Consider the following 19,762-nt stretch of genomic DNA (forward strand, 5'->3'; position numbering starts at 1 on the left):
GTTTTCGGCTTGGCACGGTTGCTGCCTGAGGTGTTCGCCGACGAGATGCGTAGCGATCAAGCGCACAGCGTCCAGGCAAGCAAGATCAATGTTAAGAACTCTCGGAGGAGACGATGAAAAATCATCAAACGAGTATGAAGTCCGGCGCATTCCGTGGTGGTCGTTCGCGACTGGCCATGGGGGCGGCCGCCGCGCTGGCGATGGCCATGGCCTCGAGCAGCGCCCTGGCCGACAAGACGATCGCCGAGTTCGACGGCACCAAGATCTCGATCTTCGGCATCATCGACGTCGGCCTGCTGTACCAGAGCAAGGACGGCGCCAACGGCAAAAGCAAGTTCTCGATGGAAACCAGTGGCCTGCGCCAGACCGTGCTCGGCTTCAAGGGCGAGCGCGACATGGGCGACGGCATCACCGCCTTCTTCAACCTCGAATCCCACTTCGACACCAACAACGGTCAGCTGCACGGCTCCGGTGACGCCGCCGGCGCCTCGGTCCCGCAGTGGCGTCGTCAGGCCAACGTGGGCATCAAGGGCGACTGGGGTAGCCTGACCTTCGGTCGCCAGTACGGCCCGGCCCTGCTGGCCCACATCGGCACCGAGCCGCGCGCGTTCAAGGAGCAGTTCTCCAACCTCTACGCCTGGGCCTACAACCAGTACGCGGCCACGGCCGGTGCGGTGGGTACCGAGCGCAACACCAACAACGACGTCGGCATCTTCTTCAGCAACGCCATCCAGTACCGCAACACCGTCGGTCCGGTGAACTTCGGCGTGCTGTGGGCCGTGGGCGGCCAGGAAGGCAGCATGGACAACAACAGTGCCGTCGCTGCGGGTGCCACCTACACCGGGCCGGTGACCCTGTCCGCGTCCTACCAGATCATCAAGGACCAGGGGACCGGCAACAACAACGTCAAGCACTGGGGCCTGGGGGCCGCCAAGGGGTTCGGCGACTTCACCTTCAAGATCAATTACCTGCGTGCCAAGAACGAAACCCGCACGGGCATGAACGTCTCCGACGTGTCGGGCCTGGGCGTGGGTGCCGACTGGCACTGGGCCGAGCGTCAGACCGCGACGGTGGCCTACTACCACAACAAGGATCACGAGAACACCAACGACGAGACCCGCAACGTGGTGCTGAGCAACGACTTCGCCTGGCGTCCGGATACCACGGTCTATGTCCAGGCCGCGTTTGTGGACGCGGGTGATGCCGCGACCATCAAGACCAGCATCGTCGCCGCCGGCATCCCCGCCGTGGGCAAGAAGACCTGGCTGCTGAACACCGGTATCAACTTCAACTTCTGATACCGAGTCGTTCCAGGCTGGACCGGACGGCGGCTTTGCCGCCCGGTCCAGCCGAGCCCGCCAACAATTTGCAGGCGCGGATTTCATTGACGCCTGTGCGTGCCCCACACCAACAGGAGTTCCCATGAACAAGCAATCCGATTTCCGGCATCCGTCGCTTGCCCGTCTGCTCGCGGTCGGCGTAGTGACCGCGATGTGTCTGTCGATCGCGTCCGCGTGGGCAGAGGATCCCGAGCCGCCCCTGGGCGTCAACGTGCTTGCGCCCGGCTTCAAGTGGCGTCCGAACTACGTGTCCGAAGACATGCTGCTGCATGCCGACAAGGACGCCAACAACTGGCTGAACTATGGCAAGGACTACGAGGCCACCCGCTTCAGTCAGTTGCGCCAGATCAACCAGGACAACGTCGTCAAGCTGGTGCCCAAGTGGAACCTGTCCTTCGGCGTGACCGACGCGCAGGACAGCCAGACCACGGTGGTCAATGGCCGTATCTACGTCACCGCGTCCCAGAACAAGGTCTTCTCCATCGACGGCGAATCCGGCCGCATCATCTGGAAGTACGAGCATCCGCTGCCTGGCGACATCGGCCCGCGGCTGTGCTGCGAGGCGGTCAACCGGGGCGTCGCGGTGTTCAAGGACATGGTCTACATGGCCACGCTGGATTCCCACGTGGTGGCGCTCGACAACACCACCGGCCGCGTGAAGTGGGACGTCAAGCTGGGCGACTACAAGACCGGCGAGATCTACACCTCGATGCCGCTGGTGGCCAACGGCATGATCATGGTGGGCAACTCGGGCAGTGACGTGGGCGCCAACGCCGGCAAGATCACCGCGCTCGACCCCGACACCGGCAAGATCGTGTGGCAGACCTTCACCCGCCCGGTGAGCGAGGACGATCCGGCCGCCAAGACCTGGGCCGACGGCTCGTGGAAGACCGGTGGCGCCTCCGCGTGGCTGACCGGCAACTACGACCCCAAGACCAAGACCATCTTCTGGGGCGTGGGCAACCCGACGCCGGACTTCGACCCGCGCGTGCGCGAGGGCGACAACCTGTACAGCAACTCGACCCTGGCGCTCGATGCCGACACCGGCAAGATCAAGCACTACTTCCAGTACACCCCGCACGGCTCCTGGGACTATGACGGCAACAACGAAGTCATCCTGATCAAGGACGAGAAGGGGCGCGACGTGTGGCTGCACGCCGACCGCAACGGCCACCTGTACTCCATCAACCGCGACAACGCCAAGTGCAACTGGGTGGTGCCCATCGCGCGCGTGAACTGGGTGAAGAAGTTCACCGACAACTGCCGCCCGGTGGTCAATCCGGACAAGGTGCCGGCCTACGACAAGGTGGTGACCGACATCGCGCCGATCCTGGACGGTGGCAAGGAGTGGCACCCGGCGGCCTACAGCCCGCTCACCAAGCTGATGTACGTGCCCTTCATCGACAGCTCCATGGACATCCAGTCGAAGAAGATGGAATGGAAGTCCGGCGAGTGGTTCCTGTCCTCCAAGGTGCTCAAGGCCAATCCCTACACCGGCGGCGTGAAGGCCTTCAACGCCACCACCGGCGAACTGGTGTGGTCGCGGCCGCAAAGCACGCCGGCCACCAGCGGTCTGGTCGCCACGGCGGGCGGACTGGTGTTCTCCGGCGATGCCGAGGGCTGGTTCTCGGCCATGCGTGACGACACCGGCGAGACCCTGTGGCGCTTCAACGTCGGCACCGGCATCCACGGCAACCCGACCACCTTCAACGTCGATGGCAAGCAGTACGTGGCCATCGTCTATGGCCCGGGGGGTGGCAGCCTGTGGCCGCTGGTCTATGGTGAGCTGTTCAAGCACCAGAACCGTGGTGGCGGCATGATCGTGTTCGGTCTGCCGGACTGAGCACAGGCCACAGTGACACACCGGGCCGGATGGCCCGGTGTGTGCAAGGAGCATGTGATGTCTGAACGAGCAACCCGGCCATACGCCCGCTGGATCGTGGCAGGCCTGATGGCCTTGGCCATGGGCTCCGCCGGGGCCCAGAACGGCGCCTCCAACCCGCCGCTGCGCGTGTGCGTGGCCGACGACAACGCGCCGTTCTCCGGCGCCAGCGGTGCCGATCGCGGCATCGACGTGGACCTGGCCGAAGAACTGGGCCGGCGCCTGACGCGCACCGTCCAGCTCGACTGGATCCGCATCCCCAACCGCGGCGGCCTGGGCAAGGCCCTGAACCAGTCACTGGCCAAGGGGCAGTGCGATGTGTTCGCCGGCATCCCCTACGGCGGTGAGGTCCGCGCGGATCTGGCCGAGAAGGGCCTGGCGGTGTCGGCCCCGTATCTGGCCGCAGCCTATGTGCTGGTGCAGGCGCCGGGCCATCACCTCACCTCGCTGTCGGACCTGCATCGGGTCGCGCATCTGGGCGCGGTGACGGCGACGCCGGCGGACCTGTACCTGTTCCAGGCGGGTCTGCATCGCACGCCTTACGGCAGCAATCGCGATCTGGTCACGGCCCTGGCGAAGGGCGAGGTGGACGCGGCCCCGGTGTGGTCGCCGGCGCTGGCCCGGCTCAAGGCGGACGGCGTGGCCCTGTGGCCGGACGCGGTGGTGCCGGACGTGCATTTCAGCGGTGAGATGAAAACCCGCTTCGTGCTCGCCCTGCGTGCCGACGAGCCGGATCTGCTGGCCCGGGTCAATACCGCGCTGGCGGCCATGAAGAGCGATGGCGTCGTGCGCTCCGTGGCCGATCGTTACGGACTGCCCCTGGCCGACGCGCCGTGAACGCGAACATCCCGGAGGGCGGCGTCTGAATCGCCCCCGGATCGGTCGGTTCCGACCGACCCCCAACCCCAATGGATGAGTGAAACAATGAAACGCAACAATCATGATGGCCCGAATCTGCGTGTGCTGGCGGGCGTGCTGGCAGTGGCCGCCGTGGCCCTGTGCTGGAGCCCGTTGAGCCGGGCCTTCGGCGTGACCGGTGCGGCGGCGTCCGCCAACCCGGTGGCCGGGCAGCCCGACGCCGCCCGCCATGGCGAGGAGCTGTTCGGCCGCATCTGCCAGCAGTGTCATAACACCCGTGGCCACGGCGGCAAGTGTCCGCAGCTGGTGCGCGGCGCCTGGGCGCCCGGCGGTGCCAATTCCGACCAGCTGATGTTCAACACCATCACGCATGGGCGCCCGGGCACCCAGATGGGGGCCTTCGGCGAGGTGCTGACCAAGGAGCAGATCTGGCAGATCATCACCTTCCTGCGCGAGGAGGCGGTGCGGGTCAAGGCTGCCGACGCCAAGAAACCGAAGGACGATGAAGCCGATCTGTGGTACTGATCGGGTTTCAGGACATGTGCATCAACCCAGGAGAAGGACACGCAATGACAATACCCCGAACGACAATGCTCGCCTGCCTGCTCGCCGGTCTGACCGGCGCGGTTCATGCCGAGGGGGGCGTGACGCGGCTGTGGGAGACGGAGGCCCGGCTGCGCAATCCGGAATCCATCGTGCCCGCCGCCGACGGCGAGCGGTACTACGTGTCGAACGTGGACGGTGAGCCCAATGCCAAGGACGGCAAGGGCTTCATCTCCCTGCTCGACAAGAACGGCCACATCCTCAAGCTCGAATGGGTGAGCGGCCTGAACGCGCCCAAGGGCCTGGCGCGGGTGGGCGAGCGCCTCTATGTCTCCGACATCGACGAGCTGGTCGAGATCGACACCCGCAGCGGCACCATCGTCAAGCGCTATCCGGCCGAGGGGGCGCAGTTCCTCAACGACGTGGCGGCCGACGCGGCCGGCAACGTCTATGTGTCGGGCATGCTCACCAACCGCATCTACCGGCTCCACGACGGCACCTTCGACAAGTGGCTGGAGTCTCCCGAACTGGCCAATCCCAACGGCGTGACCGTGCGCGGCGATCAGCTCCTGGTCGGTGCCTGGGGGGTGATGACGCCGGGCGGCTTCGCCACCAAGGTGCCCGGTCATGTGAAGGTGGTGTCGCTGGCGACAAAGCAGATCCGTGATTTTGGCGGCAGCGAACCGGTCGGCAACCTCGACGGCATCGAGCCGATGGCCGACGGCAGCGTGCTGGTGACCGACTGGATGGCCGGTGGCCTCATGCGCGTGACCGCCGACGGTAAGGTCCACGTGCTCGACAAGCTCGCCCAGGGCTCGGCCGACCTGGGCTATGTGCCCGCCACCGGCACGGTGCTGGTGCCGATGATGAACAACGGCACCGTGATCGCGTTTCACCTCGATTGACGCGCCTCGGACGCGTCGTCGTTTGCCGCCCCGTGGTCTTACCCGGGGCGGTTTTCTTTTGTGTGCCAAGGGCTTGAAGTGTCTCGCGAGCGGTGAGACACCTGTCGCGACCCGTCTCACTTCCGTCCGCCCGGCTGAGACAGCTGCCCTGCCGTGGGATATTTTCAAGTTACTGAAAATAAAGAGATTTCAATCTGGCACGGAAGTCGCACTATATTGGCCAGCGACATCGACACGGGCACAGGTCTCCCGACATGTCGCCCAAAGGAGCGGCTGCGGGGCGCAGCCGAAACAACAACTCATGGAGACACTCATGACTTCAGCGCGATACAACATCGTCGGCAGCATGCTTGCACTGGTCGGCGCCATGGCGACGATCAGCCCGGCGATGGCCGACAAGGGCCCGGGGTTCGAAGACCCGAACAACTGGCCCCAGTATCACCGTACCTACAACGCCTGGCGCTTCAGCCCGTTGGCCGACATCAACAAGGACAACGTCTCGAAGCTCAAGGTGGCCTGGATCCATCAGCCGGGCAACATCACCCACGGCCTGCAGGCGACCCCGATCGAGATCGACGGCGTGCTGTACTACATCTCCGCCTTCAACAACGTGTGGGCGGTGAACGCCGCCACCGGCGAGACCCTCTGGCACTATGCGCCGAAACTGGCACCGATCTCCAAGCAGGTGTTCTACGCGGCGGCGAGCCGTGGCGTGACCGTCGGTCGCGGCAAGGTCTTCCTCGGCACCCTGGACGGACGCATGATCGGTCTCGACCAGAAGACCGGCAAGCAGGTGTGGTCCACCCAGCTGACCGACCAGAAGAACGAGTACGGCGCCCTGTTCTCGTCGCCGCCGCAGCTGGCCGGCAACGTGCTGTTCGGCGGCACCACCGGTGGTGACCAGCCCATGCGCGGCAAGATCTACGCGGTCAACGCCGACACGGGCGAGCGTGTGTGGACCTTCGAAGTCCCGCAGGACGACCCGAAGAGCTGGCCGGGCGATTCCTACAAGCGTGGCGGCGGTACCGCCTGGCTGCCGGGTACCTACGATCCGAGCACCGACACCATCTACATCGGCACCTCCAACGCGTCGCCCGACTACTTCACCCGTGGCCGTGAAGGCGACAACAAGTGGACCGCCAGCCTGCTGGCCCTCGATCCGAAGACCGGCAAGCTCAAGTGGGCGCGTCAGGAAACCCCGCACGACGCCTGGGACTTCGGTGCTCCTTACGAGGCGCTGATCGTCAAGGACAAGGAAGGCAAGGACGTGATTGTTCACCTGAACAAGAGCGGCTTCGTCTATGTCATGGACAAGAACAACGGCAAGCTCGAGAACGCCTGGCAGTTCGCCGAGCACCTGAACTGGGCCAAGGGCGTCGACAAGAAGACCGGCAAGCCCATCGACCCGGTCTATCCGGAAGTGGGCAAGACCAAGCTGTTCTGCCCGAACCTGCTCGGCGCGCGCAGCTGGAACCATGGCGCCTACAACCCGGGCACCGGCCTGTGGTACTCCCACGCCATGGAAGTGTGTAACGAGGTCGTGTCCGGTCCGGACGATCCCAACAGCCTGAAGGCGATCTCGGCCCTGTCGCTCGGTATCGCGTCGATCAAGCTGGTGCCGCCGCCCAATGACGAGTCCCATGGCCGCCTGGATGCGCGCGACCCGATCACCGGCAAGGTCAAGTGGAGCATCCGCTACGACATGCCGCCGCTCTCCAGCGTGCTGACCACGGCCGGTGGCCTGGTCTTCACCGGCGACATGAAAGGTCACATCTTTGGCTATGATGCCGACAACGGCAAGGAGCTGTGGCACTTCAACGCGGGTTCCGGCCTGCGCGGCGGCCCGATCAGCTACAAGGTGGACGGCAAGCAGTACATCGTGATCCCGACCGGTCTCGGCTCTCACGCGCCGGGCTTCCTGGCCGGCGCCTACCCGCAGATCAAGGACCTGCCGGGTGGTGCGGCGCTGATCGCCTTCACCCTCGAGTAATCAACCTCCTAGCGGCGGGTGCATGGACCCGCTTCCTTGCCCCGGGGGCGCGCGGCGCGCCCGGGGATTTTTGTTTCACCCTTGTTTCACACGCGAGTCCGCGAGGATTCGCGGGGAGTCAGAGTCAGCATGAACCAAGCGAATCGTCCAGGCGCCCTGGGGCGCCAGTTCCGCCGGGCCAGCGCCCGTCTTCTTCCCATGGCGCTTGCCGTCGCCTGTGCCGTGCCGGCCTGGGCCGTGGCGCCGCCGGCCGACGACAATTCGGCCGCAGTGGCGGCCGGGCAGCGACGTTTCGACAAACTGTGTACCAAGTGCCACGGTCCGGCCGGCGACGGCACCCCAGGCCGCGCGCCGAAGCTGCAGCAGCGTACCGATCTGCCCGAGGCGCTCATCCGCGAGCGCATCATGACCGGCAAGCATGGCGATCACCCGATGCCGCCCTGGGGCACGGTCCTCGACGCCAAGGCGATCGACGAGCTCGTGGCCTACGTGAAGTGGCTGGGCGAACACCAGGGTACCGATGCGACCGAGCCGGTGCCGCCCTTCGACCTGAACGACAAGGCGCGCATCGAGGCCGGTCACACGCGCTTCAACAAGACCTGCGCGGGCTATTGCCACGGCTACGATGGCGTCGGCGGACGCGCGCCCGACTTCAAGGGCCGCACCGACCTGACCACCAAGCTCGCCTTCGAGACCATCTACAACGGCCGCGTCGGCGCCGACGTGATGCCCCCGTGGGGCGGGGCCCTGTCCGACGAGCAGATCTGGGAGCTGGTCGCCTATCTGCACTATCTGGGGACCCTGCCGGCCGAATGAACGTTCGCGCCGGACAATGAAAACGGGCGGCCGCAGCCGCCCGTTTTTTTGTGCCCGTAGCGGGCCTACCAGGCGCTGTCGCGGCGGTTCGGCGGCACGATCTGGAGCTTGTCGAGCTTGCGGTAGAAGGTGGCGCGGGACATGCCCAGCTCCTGGGCCGAACGCTTGACCTGCCACTGGTTGCGCCGCAGCGTCTCGATCATGCGCGCGCGCAGCATCGCCTCGGTATCGGTCAGCTCCACGGGAGGGCGGTGCGAGGCCGGCTGCGGCGGGCGTGCGGTCATGACCGGCGGTGCCGGCAGCTCCGGCAGCCCGTGATGGCCGGCCTCCACGCCTTCGCCCGTCGGGCTGAAGATCTCCGGCGGGAAATGCTCCGGACGCAGGGCGTTGCCGTCGGAAATGGCGCAGGCGTAGCGCATGGCGTGACGCAGCTGGCGGATGTTGCCGGGCCAGCGGTACTGCTCCAGGGCGCGCCGCACCTCGCTGTCCAGTTCCTGCCCCTCGCGTCCCATGGCGGCCGATTCGTCGCGCAGCACCCGGTCGATCACCTGGGTGATGTCGGTGCGTTCGCGCAGCGGCGGCAGCATGAACACCGCGGCATTGAGGCGGTAGTACAGATCCTCGCGGAAGCGGCCTTCGCGCACCAGCTCCGGCAGGTTCTGGTGAGTGGCGCAGATGATGTGCAGATTCACCGGGGTGGGCGTCTCCGCCCCCAGCGGCAACACCTCGCCTTCGGCGAGCACGCGCAGCAGCCGGCACTGCAGCTGCAGCGGCATGTCGCCGATTTCGTCGAGGAACAGGGTGCCGCCGTCGGCCTGCAGGATCTTGCCGCGCGCGCCCTTGTTGCGTGCGCCGGTGAAGGCGCCGTCGCGGTAGCCGAACAGCTCGCTTTCGATGAGGTTCTCGGGGATGGCCGCGCAGTTGAGGGCCACGAAGGGCTTGTCGCGGCGTTCCGAGTAGTCGTGGATCGCACGCGCGAAGGCCTCCTTGCCGGTGCCGGTCTCGCCCAGCAGCATGGCGGGGATGTCCCGGTTGGCGATCTTCAGCGCGCGCTCGACGTTGTCGCGCAGACGCACGTCCTCGATGGCCAGGTGGCTGAAGCCGCGCAGGTGGCTCGAGGGCGCGGCGACCGGCGCCTGGGGCGCGTTGGGCTTCTCGTGCTCCGGGCGGGCCGCCGAGCGGCGCCGCAGGGCCGGGGCGTGCAGGTTGGCGAACAGGCGCTCGCCGGTGCCCTGGAGGCGCAGCGGGAAGGCCTGCCCCGGCCGCCCGTGGGCGGTGGCGAGGATGTCGTGCGCGGTGCACTCGAACAGGTCGTGGATGAATTCCGGCGCCGGGCCGTCGCGGGTGAACATCTCCAGCTTGGCGCGCCGGTTGCCGCCCATGATGCGGCCGTTCTCGTCGAAGCCGATCAGGTAGTCGGTCTGCACGCTCAGGTACTCGGCCAGGCGGCCGCACTGCAGCACCCAGTAGGGGCGCAGGGTGTAGTAGGCGAAGGCGTTCTCGATCTGCTGGGCGCGTTCGATGACCATGCGGAACACCAGCAGCTGGCTGTCGCGCCCTTCGGGCGAGTACAGGGCCGAGGCGTCGAGCAGCGCGATCGGGCGGTCTTCCATGCCGAAGATGGGCGCCGAGCTGCAGGTGAAGCCGATGTTGTGGGTGCGGAAGTGTTCGTTGCGATGGACCAGGGTGGGCTGGCCGTCGATGAGGCTGGTGCCCACGCCGCAGGTGCCTTCGTAGTCTTCCGACCAGCAGGTGCCCGGGCGGAAGCCCTGGTCGCGGAACTCGCGATCCAGGCTCGGTACCGTGCGGTAGTCGATGGTGACGCCCTCGGCATCGGTCATGAGCACGCAGTAGTTGGCGGGCAGGACCTGGGCGTGCAGCCGGTCGATGCCTTCGCGCGAGATGCGCATGAAGGCTTCGAGGCGTTCGCGGTGTTCGCGCAGCTCCTGCGAGGTGACCACGCGCGGGGTGTTGATCTGCGCCGGATCGACCTGGTGTTTGTTCAGGGAACGCTCCCACGAACGCATCAGGCGCTGGGCGCTGGCGTCCGGGCCGAGCATGGATTTGCTTTCGACGACCTCCAGCACCTTGCCCACGTGTCGTGCGACAGCTTGGGGTGATTGCATTTGTCTCCTCCGTTCCGGTCTGTCGTGCGCCGGTTTTGATGGGTCGCGCAGGGTTTTTATTGTGGCACGCGACGTATGGCTTTTCCCCTGCTCGCACAGTAGGAGCCTTGTCTCACCAAAGCAATAGGTACACGTGTCTCATCGTGCTGAGACAGCTGTGGCGGGAGTCCGCTCCGGTGATTCATCTGTCTTCCCGGCGTGGGGCGTCCGGGGCCTGCTCCGGTGCCGCCGCCGGGATTTTTTTGCCTCTGTAAGTTTCTGATATTTAGTTGGAAAAAAGGTTTCTTGTGGGTGTGGGTGATGCCGTGACCATGCTTCCGGCACGACTCCTGCGCAGGGGATGTCCGTCACTCATTCAGGAGTCCCCGTGCCCATCGCCAGCCCCCGTGAAGTCATCGTCGGCATCGTCGCCAACCCCGCCTCGGGGCGTGACATCCGGCGCCTGACCGCCAAGGCGTCGGTGTTTCCGACCGCCGAGAAGGCCAACATGGTCCAGCGCGTGCTCGGCCCGTTGGGCCGGCTCGGGGTGGACCGGGTGTTGATGATGCCGGACAAGACCGGCATCAGCGCCGGCATCGTGCGGGCCCTGCGCACCCACCACGCCTCACGCCTGCCGCCGTGGCCGCAGGTGGAGTTTCTCGACATGCCGATCACCGAGACGCAGGAGGATACGGTCCGTGCGGCGCGCATGATCGAGGCGGCCGGCGCGGCGCTGGTGGTGGTGCTCGGCGGCGACGGCACCCATCGCGTGGTGGCCTCGGCCTGCCCGACCCTGCCGATGGCGACCCTGTCCAGCGGCACCAACAATGTGTTCCCCGATCTGCGCGAGGCCACCGTGGTCGGCCTGGCGGCGGCGCTGTTCGCCACCGGGCGGATCACGGCCGACGAGGCGCTGCGGGCGAACAAGCGGCTGGTGGTGAGCTGCGGAGGGCGCGAGGAGATCGCGCTGGTCGATGCCTGCGTCACCCGGCTCGACCACATCGGCGCCCGCGCGGTGTGGGAGCCGTCGAGCATCACCGAACTGTTCGTGACCTTCGCCGAGCCCGACGCCATCGGGCTGTCGGCCATCGCCGCGGCGGTCGAGACGGTGCCGCGCGACGGGGAGCACGGCCTGCACGTGCGCTGCGGCGAGGGCGGCCGGCCGGTGCTGGCGCCGATCGCCCCCGGCGTGCTCGCAGACATGGACATCGTGGAGGCCACGCGGCTGGAGGCGGGCGTGTCCTGCCCCATCGCGGCCCGCCACGGAAGCATCGCGCTCGACGGCGAGCGCGAAATCGAACTGGACGGCAGCGAGCAGGCATGGATCCGGCTCGATCATGCCGGTCCTCCGACCCTCGACGTGCCCGCCGCGCTCGCCGCCGCGCGCACGCGTGGTGTGTCGCAGCCGTTCGGGCTGCCCCAAGTTGTCGGGTCCTCCGCTCGCGGAGACTCGCATTCGGTCGATCCGACCATCAATCCAAAAAGGAGACAATCGTGACCAGTACGCTCAATCGCGACGGCCTGCTCCAGGCCTACCGGACGATGCGCACCATCCGTGAATTCGAAGAGCGGGTGCACAACGACTTTGCCACGGGCGAGATCCCGGGTTTCGTTCACCTGTACGCCGGTGAAGAGGCCTCTGCCACCGGGGTGTGCATGCACCTCAATGGCAACGACTACATCGCCAGTACCCACCGTGGCCATGGCCACTGCATCGCCAAGGGCGTCGACCCGGTCGGCATGATGGCCGAGATCTGGGGCAAGGCCACCGGCACCTGCAAGGGCAAGGGCGGCTCCATGCACATTGCCGACCTGGCGGTGGGCATGCTCGGTGCCAACGGCATCGTCGGCGGCGGCGGCCCGCTCATCTGCGGGACCGCGCTGGCCGGCAAGCTCAAGGGCGACAAGTCCGTGGGCGTGTGCTTCTTCGGTGACGGCGCCTCCAACCAGGGCACCATCTTCGAGGCCATGAACCTGGCCACGGTGTGGAACCTGCCGGTGATCTTCCTGGCCGAGAACAACGGCTACGCCGAAGCGACGTCCTCCACCTTCTCGGTGTCCTGCGACAACATCGCCGACCGCGCCGCGGCCTTCGGCATGCCGGGCGTGATCGTCGACGGCTTCGACTTCTTCGCCGTGTATGAAGCGGCCGGCGAGGCCATCGAGCGCGCCCGCAACGGCGGCGGCCCGACCCTGATGGAGGTGAAGGTGTCGCGCTACTACGGCCACTTCGAGGGCGATCAGCAGACCTACCGCGCCCCGGGCGAAGTGCAGAAACTGCGCGAGACCAAGGACTGCCTGCTGCAGTTCCGCCGCCGCGTGACCGCCAACGGCGAGATCACGGCCGAGCAGCTCGACGCCATCGACGCCGATGTGCTGAAGATGATCGATGACTCCGTGGTGAAGGCCAAGTCGGATCCCAAGCCGGCGCCGGCCGACCTGATGACCGACGTGTACGTGAGCTACTAAGAGATCCGAGGAGACGACAATGGCTAGAAAGATTACTTACCAGCAGGCCATCAACGAGGCGCTGGACCAGGAGATGAGTCGCGATCAGTCCGTGATCGTGATGGGTGAGGACAACGCCGGTGGCGCCGGCGCGCCGGGCGAGGAAGATTCCTGGGGCGGCGTGCTCGGCGTGACCAAGGGGCTGTTCCACAAGCACCCGGGCCGGGTGCTGGACACCCCGATCTCGGAGTCGGGTTTCATCGGCGCCGCGGTGGGCGCGGCCTGCAACGGCATGCGTCCGGTGGCCGAGCTCATGTTCGTGGATTTCATGGGCGTGTGCTTCGACCAGATCTTCAACCAGGCCGCCAAGTTCAAGTACATGTTCGGCGGCAAGGCGAAGACGCCGGTGGTGATCCGCACCATGTACGGCGCCGGTTTCCGTGCTGCGGCCCAGCATTCCCAGTGCCTGTACAACATGTTCACGCACATCCCCGGCCTGAAGGTGGTGGTGCCCTCCAACCCGTACGACGCCAAGGGCCTGCTGATCCAGTCCATCCGCGACAACGATCCGGTCATCTTCATGGAGCACAAGGTGCTCTACACCATGGAAGGCGACGTGCCCGAGGAGAGCTACGCGATCCCGTTCGGCGAGGCCGCGGTGCTGCGCGAAGGCGGCGACGTGACCATCGTGGCCATCGGCCGCATGGTGAACCTGGCCATGGAAGCGGCCGGCAACCTGCAGAAGCAGGGCATCCAGTGCGAAGTCATCGACCCGCGCACCACCTCGCCGCTGGACGAGGACACCATCCTCGAGAGCGTCGAGAACACCGGTCGCCTGGTGGTCGTGGATGAATCCAACCCCCGTTGCAGCATGGCCAGCGACATCGCCGGCCTTGTTGCCCAGAAGGCCTTCGGTGCCCTCAAGGCGCCCATCGAGCAGGTCACCGCGCCGCACGTGCCGGTGCCCTTCAGCGACGCGCTGGAGGATCTGTACGTGCCGAAGGTGGCCGACATCGAAGCGGCCGTGAAGCGAGTCAAGGAGTACAAGTAATGTCAGCAATTCACACCCTCACCATGCCGAAGTGGGGCCTTTCGATGAAGGAAGGCAAGGTCAACGGCTGGTTGAAGGACGTCGGTGACGAGATCTCGGTGGGTGAAGAGATCATCGAGATCGAGAGCGAGAAGATCGCCGGGGCCGTGGAGGCCTCGGTGGCCGGCGTGCTGCGCCGCCAGACCGCGGGCGAGGACGACGTCCTCCCCGTGGGGGGGCTGCTCGGCATCGTCGCCGACTCGGACGTGTCCGATGCCGATATCGACGCGGCCATCGACGCCTTCAATGCCAACTTCGTGCCGCCGTCCGACGAGGACGAGGACACCGGCCCGAGCACGCAGACGGTGGAGGTCGACGGGCGTCGCATCCGCTACCTGAAGCGTGGGGAAGGGGATCAGACCCTGATCCTCATCCATGGCTTCGGCGGCGACCTCAACAACTGGCTGTTCAACCACGAACCGCTGGCGGCGGGGCGGACGGTCTATGCCCTCGACCTGCCGGGCCACGGCGAATCGGCCAAGGACGTGGGTGACGGCAGCGTCGACACCCTGGCCAAGACCGTGCTCGGCTTCATGGATGCGCTCGACATCGGCTCGGCGCATCTGGCCGGGCATTCCATGGGCGGTGCGGTGTCGCTGGCCATCGCCGAGGCGGCGCCGGCACGGGTCGATTCGCTGACCCTGATCTGCAGCGCCGGGCTCGGCGAGGAGATCAACGGCGCCTACATCGACGGCTTCGTCGCCGCCAAGGATCGCCGCGCGCTCAAGCCGCTGCTGACCCAGCTGTTCTCCGACGCGAGCCTGGTCACCCGCCAGCTGGTGGACGACATGCTCAAGTACAAGCGCCTGGAGGGGGTCGACACGGCCCTGGCCACCATCGCCGGTGCGGCCTTCAAGGACGGGCGCCAGCAGTCGGTGCGCAGTGGCGTGCTCTCGGCGCTGGGCAAGCCGGTGCTGGTCATCTGGGGTGAGAGCGACCAGATCATTCCGGTCGCCCATGCCCCGGCCAGCGGCGGCCAGGTGCGCACCGAGGTGCTGCCTGGGCAGGGCCACATGGTCCAGATGGAAGCGGCCAACGACATCAATCGCCTGATCGAAGGCTTCCTGTCGTAAGACCCATTGCGGCCACCCCGGCAAGCGGGGTGGCCGCAGTGTCTGCCTGGAGCGATCCATGACAAGTCCCCAACCCCCTGTTGCCCTTCGCGGTGGCGACAAGCTGGCGCGCATCCCCGTCAAGGTGGATCGCGAGCGCCCCTCGCCCCCGAAACCGCCCTGGCTGCGTGCCCGGGATCCCGGTCTGCCGGCGGTGACCCGCCTGCAGGGCCTGCTCAGAGAACAGAATCTGCACACCGTGTGCGAAGAGGCCGCCTGCCCCAACATCGGCGAATGCTTCAGCCGCGGGACCGCCACCTTCATGATCCTCGGTGGCATCTGCACCCGTCGCTGTCCCTACTGCGACGTCGCCCACGGGCGTCCGGCCGCGCCGGACGCGGACGAACCGGCGCATCTGGCCGCGGCCATCGCCGCCATGGAACTGCGCTACGTGGTCATCACCTCGGTGGACCGGGACGACCTGCGCGATGGCGGGGCGGCCCACTTCGGCGCCTGCATCCGCGCCGCGCGCGAGGCCCGGCCGGGGATCTCGGTCGAGGTGCTCACCCCCGACTTCCGTGGTCGCGAGGCGGTCGCGCTCGACGCGCTCGCGCTCAATCCGCCGGACGTGTTCAACCACAACATCGAGACGGTGCCGCGCCTGTACCGCGCCGTGCGTCCGGGCGGCGACTACGAAGGCTCGCTGGCGCTGCTGCGCGAGGCGCGCGAGCGCCTGCCGGGGGTGCCGACCAAGTCGGGCCTGATGCTCGGACTCGGCGAGCGCGACGACGAGGTGATCTCGGTGATGGCCGATCTGCGCGCCCACGGCTGCGACATCCTCACCCTGGGCCAGTACCTGCGCCCCTCCGCGGACCACCTGCCGGTGGATCGCTACGTGAGCCCCGAGGCCTTCGAGCAACTGCGCGGGATGGCCCTGACGATGGGCTTTGCCGAGGTCGCCGCCGGGCCGCTGGTGCGCTCGTCCTACCGGGCCGATCAGGTGGCGGCCGCCGCCGGCGTGGAGGTGACATGAACGAGATCCGGGTCAATGACACGGTGACCGACGTGCCGGTCGGCTGGCGGGTCGCCGATCTGCTGCTCGACCTGGGCTACCAGGGCAAACGCGTGGCGGTCGAGCGCAACGGCGAGATCGTCGTGCGCAGCCACTACGAGGACACCGTGCTGTATGCCGGCGATCGACTCGAGATCGTCGTGGCCGTGGGCGGCGGCTGACACACATTCCATCCGCCCGGTTGCATTCCACACCAAGAGAAGGAGACACCAATGAAAATGCTGCACGCCCTGGGACTGAGTATCGCGCTGCTCGTGGCGCTCTGGGTCTATGTGAGTATCGGTCTGCCGAACCTGGGTTTCTACCCGTGGATCGGTTTCGTCGCCTGGGCCGCCTTCTACGCCGCCGGTGGCGGCAAGGACGGCGTGTTCAAGCCGCTGGCCGCCGCCACCGTGGCCATCCTGCTCACCGCGCTGACCATGTTCGGTGTCGGCGAAGCCGGTGGCGGTCTGGTCGCCATGATCGGGCTGGTCGCCGTGCTGGCCTTCGTGCTGGTGGTGCTCTCCGATGTCGCCGTGCTGTCCTACACCCCGGCCGCCTTCCTCGGCGCCGCGACCTACTTCGGCTCCGGCGGCAAGGTGGACGAGAGCGTGCTGTTCGTCATCCTGTCGTGGGTGGCCGGTCTGGCCCTGGGTTATGCCAGCGAAGCGCTCGGCAAGAAGATGGCCCGCCCCGCCTGAGGAGTGAATCATGAAAACCCCGCAAGACTTCCCGGTCGATTCGCTCCAGCTCGGCTCCCACATCGTGGGGTCGCGGCTGCTGGTAGGGACCGGCAAGTACCGTGATTTCGACGAGACCCGCGCGGCCATCGATGCCAGTGGCGCGCAGATCGTGACGGTGGCGATCCGCCGCACCAACATCGGCCAGGACCCGAACCAGCCCAGCCTGCTCGATGTGTTGCCGCCGTCGCGGTTCACGATCCTGCCCAACACGGCGGGGTGCTACACGGCCGAGGATGCGGTGCGCACGCTGCGCCTTGCGCGGGAACTGCTCGACGGCCACGCGCTGGTCAAGCTCGAGGTGCTCGGCGACCAGGACACCCTGTTCCCGAACATGCCCGAAACCCTCAAGGCGGCCGAGCAACTCGTGAGCGAAGGCTTCGAGGTGATGGTGTATTGCTCGGACGACCCCATCCAGGCACGCATGCTCGAGGACATCGGCTGCGTGGCCATCATGCCGCTGGCGAGCCTGATCGGCTCCGGCATGGGCATCCTCAACCCGTGGAACCTGGAGATCATCGTCGACCGCAGCCGGGTGCCGGTGATCGTCGACGCCGGGGTGGGCACGGCCTCGGACGCGGCCATCGCGATGGAGCTCGGGTGCGACGGGGTGCTCATGAACAGCGCCATCGCCGGGGCCTCGGACCCGGTGCGCATGGCCGGCGCCATGCGTGCCGCGGTGCAGGCCGGGCGCAACGCCTTCCTCGCCGGGCGCATGCCCAAGCGCCTGTATTCGGGCAGCCCGAGCTCGCCCCTGGGCGGGGTCATCGGTTCGCCCCGGTGAGTTGTCTTTCATGCATCGACGGGCCGCTTCGGCGGCCCGTTTCATCAACAACGAATGAATCTGGACATACGAATGATTAGGAGAGCAGGGCATGACGTCTGAATCCATCCTCGACTGTGACATGCTGGTCCTCGGCGCCGGGCCGGGCGGCTATTCCGCAGCCTTCCGCGCCGCCGACCTGGGGATGAAGACCGTGCTCGTCGAGCGCTACGCCACCCTCGGCGGCGTGTGCCTCAACGTCGGCTGCATTCCCTCCAAGGCCCTGCTGCATGTGGCCAGCGTGATGGAGGAGGTCGCCCACTTCGAGGATCTCGGGGTGAGTTACGACGATCCCGAGATCGACGTCGCCCGTCTGCTCGCCCACAAGAACAAGGTGGTCGGCAAGCTCACCGGCGGCCTCGCCGCCATGGCGCAGATGCGCAAGGTGGAGGTGGTGCGCGGTGTGGGCAGCTTCGTCGACGCCCATCAACTGCAGGTCGAAGTGACCGCCGGTGACGGCCAGGCGAAGACCGGCGCCACGCGCACCGTGCGTTTCAAGCAGTGCATCATCGCCGCCGGCAGCGCGGCGGTGCATCTGCCCTTCCTGCCCGAGGACGAACGCATCGTCGATTCCACCGGTGCGCTCGAACTGCGCCAGGTGCCCGGGCGCCTGCTGGTGATCGGCGGCGGCATCATCGGCCTCGAGATGGCCACCGTGTATTCCGCCCTCGGCGCACGGGTGGACGTGGTCGAGATGCTCGATGGCCTCATGCAGGGGCCCGACCGCGATCTGGTCAAGGTGTGGGAGAAGCAGAACGCGCACCGCTTCGGCCTGGTCATGACCGGCACCCGCACGGTGGCGGTCGATGCCCGCGACGACGGTCTGCATGTGAGCTTCGAGGGCAAGAAGGCGCCCGCCGAGCCGCAGCGCTACGACATGATCCTGCAATCGGCCGGGCGCACGCCCAACGGCCACAAGATCGCCGCCGCCAAGGCCGGCGTCGAGGTGACCGAGCGCGGCTTCATTCCGGTGGACGCGCAGATGCGCACCAACGTGCCGCACATCTTCGCCATCGGCGACATCGTCGGTCAGCCCATGCTCGCCCACAAGGCGGTGCATGAAGCCCATGTGGCGGCCGAGGTGGCGGCCGGCGAAGAGCGGCGCTTCGACGCCACGGTCATCCCCAGCGTCGCCTATACCCACCCCGAGGTGGCCTGGGTGGGCATGACCGAGGCCCAGGCCAAGGCCGAGGGCAAGAAGGTGAGCGCCGCCAAGTTCCCCTGGGCCGCCAGCGGCCGCGCCATCGCCAATGGCGTGGACTACGGCTTCACCAAGCTCATCTTCGATGAGCAGACCCACCGCTGCATCGGCGGCGCGATGGTCGGCCCCAACGCCGGCGACATGATCGGCGAGGTAGTGCTCGCCATCGAGATGGGCGCGCAGGCGGCCGACATCGGCCGCAGCATCCACCCGCATCCGACCCTGGGCGAATCCATCGGCATGGCGGCCGAGGTGTTCGAAGGCGTGTGCACCGATTTGCCGGCGATGCGGCGCAAACGATAGGCCGACGCCACCCCCAACCCCCATCCCCCACAGGAGACATCACCATGGATCAGATCGAACCGGTATTCACCGCCACCGCCACCGCCCGCGGCGGCCGCAACGGACAGGCCGAGACCGCCGACGGCAGCTTCGGCGTGCGCCTGTCCGTACCCAAGGCCATGGGTGGCCCCGGCGCCTCGGGCGCGGTCACCCCGGAAGACCTCTTCGCCGCCGGCTATGCCGCCTGCTTCGGCGGTGCCATCGACTTCGTTGCCCAGCAGCGCGGCCAGGACGCCTCGCAGGTGGCGGTCACCTGCGCCGTGTCCATCGGCGGTCGCGACAAGGGCGGCTTCGGGCTGGAGGTGAAATTCCGCGTCGAGGACAGTCAGCTGGCCCAGGCGGACCTGGAGGCGCTGGTGAAGGCCGCGCACGAGGAGATCTGCCCGTATTCGCATGCCACGCGCAACAATGTGCCGATCGCGTTCGAGGTGGTGGGGCGCTGAGAGGCGCGTTGCGCCGCTGAAAACGGGCCGCGCTTGCGGCCCGTCTGTTTTCAGCGCAGCCGTCGCGAACGCTTGCCTTCCGGTGTGGTCCCTGTGTTCAGGGGCGCACCGGGCGCCGAACCGTTCGCAGGAG

General features: G+C 67.1%; 18 protein-coding genes. 17 read left to right on the forward strand and 1 reads right to left on the reverse strand.

Annotated elements, in window-relative coordinates; all coding sequences use genetic code 11:
• The first annotated feature begins 113 nt into the window (after positions 1-113).
• From G3580_RS04330 to G3580_RS19965, 7 genes are all read left to right on the forward strand, one after another.
• Entirely contained in the window at positions 114-1,298 is a 1,185-nt protein-coding gene (locus G3580_RS04330) for a porin (RefSeq protein ID WP_217424599.1), read from the forward strand.
• A 124-nt stretch (positions 1,299-1,422) separates the two neighbouring features.
• A complete protein-coding gene (locus G3580_RS04335) occupies positions 1,423-3,183 on the forward strand; it encodes a PQQ-dependent dehydrogenase, methanol/ethanol family (RefSeq protein ID WP_173764101.1) in 1,761 nt (586 codons plus the stop codon).
• A gap of 57 nt (positions 3,184-3,240) precedes the next feature.
• Positions 3,241-4,059, forward strand: coding sequence for a transporter substrate-binding domain-containing protein (locus G3580_RS04340; RefSeq protein WP_173764102.1), 819 nt, complete (start codon positions 3,241-3,243; stop codon positions 4,057-4,059).
• 87 nt (positions 4,060-4,146) lie between these two features.
• Positions 4,147-4,605, forward strand: a complete 459-nt coding sequence (locus G3580_RS04345; RefSeq protein ID WP_173764103.1) for a c-type cytochrome — start codon at positions 4,147-4,149, stop codon at positions 4,603-4,605.
• 44 nt (positions 4,606-4,649) lie between these two features.
• Positions 4,650-5,528: an SMP-30/gluconolactonase/LRE family protein gene (locus G3580_RS04350; protein ID WP_173764104.1), complete on the forward strand. Its 879-nt coding sequence runs from the start codon at positions 4,650-4,652 to the stop codon at positions 5,526-5,528.
• A gap of 313 nt (positions 5,529-5,841) precedes the next feature.
• Positions 5,842-7,518, forward strand: coding sequence for a pyrroloquinoline quinone-dependent dehydrogenase (locus G3580_RS04355; RefSeq protein ID WP_173764105.1), 1,677 nt, complete (start codon positions 5,842-5,844; stop codon positions 7,516-7,518).
• Between the two features lie 129 nt (positions 7,519-7,647).
• Positions 7,648-8,334 (forward strand): c-type cytochrome, encoded by a 687-nt coding sequence (locus G3580_RS19965; protein ID WP_228720766.1) that lies wholly within the window; start codon positions 7,648-7,650, stop codon positions 8,332-8,334.
• A gap of 65 nt (positions 8,335-8,399) precedes the next feature.
• On the opposite strand, the gene G3580_RS04365 is transcribed toward G3580_RS19965, so the two are convergent.
• Positions 8,400-10,460 (reverse strand): sigma-54-dependent Fis family transcriptional regulator, encoded by a 2,061-nt coding sequence (locus G3580_RS04365; RefSeq protein WP_173764106.1) that lies wholly within the window; start codon positions 10,458-10,460, stop codon positions 8,400-8,402.
• 367 nt (positions 10,461-10,827) lie between these two features.
• On the opposite strand from G3580_RS04365, the gene G3580_RS04370 reads away from it, so the two are divergent.
• From G3580_RS04370 to G3580_RS04415, 10 genes are all read left to right on the forward strand, one after another.
• On the forward strand, positions 10,828-11,937 hold the full coding sequence (locus tag G3580_RS04370; RefSeq protein WP_173764107.1) for an ATP-NAD kinase family protein: 1,110 nt from the start codon (positions 10,828-10,830) through the stop codon (positions 11,935-11,937).
• Positions 11,934-12,908, forward strand: a complete 975-nt coding sequence (locus G3580_RS04375) for a thiamine pyrophosphate-dependent dehydrogenase E1 component subunit alpha (protein ID WP_323847995.1) — start codon at positions 11,934-11,936, stop codon at positions 12,906-12,908. The genes G3580_RS04370 and G3580_RS04375 overlap by 4 nt, the downstream gene beginning before the upstream one ends.
• A gap of 19 nt (positions 12,909-12,927) precedes the next feature.
• Positions 12,928-13,938 (forward strand): alpha-ketoacid dehydrogenase subunit beta, encoded by a 1,011-nt coding sequence (locus G3580_RS04380; protein ID WP_173764108.1) that lies wholly within the window; start codon positions 12,928-12,930, stop codon positions 13,936-13,938.
• A complete protein-coding gene (locus tag G3580_RS04385; protein ID WP_173764109.1) occupies positions 13,938-15,050 on the forward strand; it encodes an acetoin dehydrogenase dihydrolipoyllysine-residue acetyltransferase subunit in 1,113 nt (370 codons plus the stop codon). Before G3580_RS04380 ends, G3580_RS04385 begins: the two co-directional genes overlap by 1 nt.
• Before the next feature lie 58 nt (positions 15,051-15,108).
• Positions 15,109-16,062, forward strand: coding sequence for a lipoyl synthase (gene lipA / locus G3580_RS04390; protein WP_173764110.1), 954 nt, complete (start codon positions 15,109-15,111; stop codon positions 16,060-16,062).
• Positions 16,059-16,262 carry a sulfur carrier protein ThiS gene (thiS, locus tag G3580_RS04395; protein ID WP_173764111.1) on the forward strand — a complete coding sequence of 68 codons (204 nt, stop codon included), beginning with the start codon at positions 16,059-16,061 and terminating at the stop codon, positions 16,260-16,262. Before lipA ends, thiS begins: the two co-directional genes overlap by 4 nt.
• Before the next feature lie 51 nt (positions 16,263-16,313).
• Positions 16,314-16,781 carry a DUF1097 domain-containing protein gene (locus G3580_RS04400; protein WP_173764112.1) on the forward strand — a complete coding sequence of 156 codons (468 nt, stop codon included), beginning with the start codon at positions 16,314-16,316 and terminating at the stop codon, positions 16,779-16,781.
• A gap of 10 nt (positions 16,782-16,791) precedes the next feature.
• A complete protein-coding gene (locus tag G3580_RS04405) occupies positions 16,792-17,604 on the forward strand; it encodes a thiazole synthase (protein ID WP_173764113.1) in 813 nt (270 codons plus the stop codon).
• Positions 17,605-17,695: 91 nt separating this feature from the next.
• Positions 17,696-19,147 (forward strand): dihydrolipoyl dehydrogenase, encoded by a 1,452-nt coding sequence (gene lpdA, locus G3580_RS04410; protein ID WP_173764114.1) that lies wholly within the window; start codon positions 17,696-17,698, stop codon positions 19,145-19,147.
• A 44-nt stretch (positions 19,148-19,191) separates the two neighbouring features.
• The gene (locus tag G3580_RS04415; protein ID WP_173764115.1) at positions 19,192-19,629 is read left to right on the forward strand and encodes an Ohr family peroxiredoxin; all 438 of its coding nucleotides are present in this window, start codon (positions 19,192-19,194) and stop codon (positions 19,627-19,629) included.
• Positions 19,630-19,762 lie beyond the last annotated feature (133 nt).

It is taken from the genome of Nitrogeniibacter mangrovi (genome assembly GCF_010983895.1).
GTDB lineage: Bacteria > Pseudomonadota > Gammaproteobacteria > Burkholderiales > Rhodocyclaceae > Nitrogeniibacter > Nitrogeniibacter mangrovi.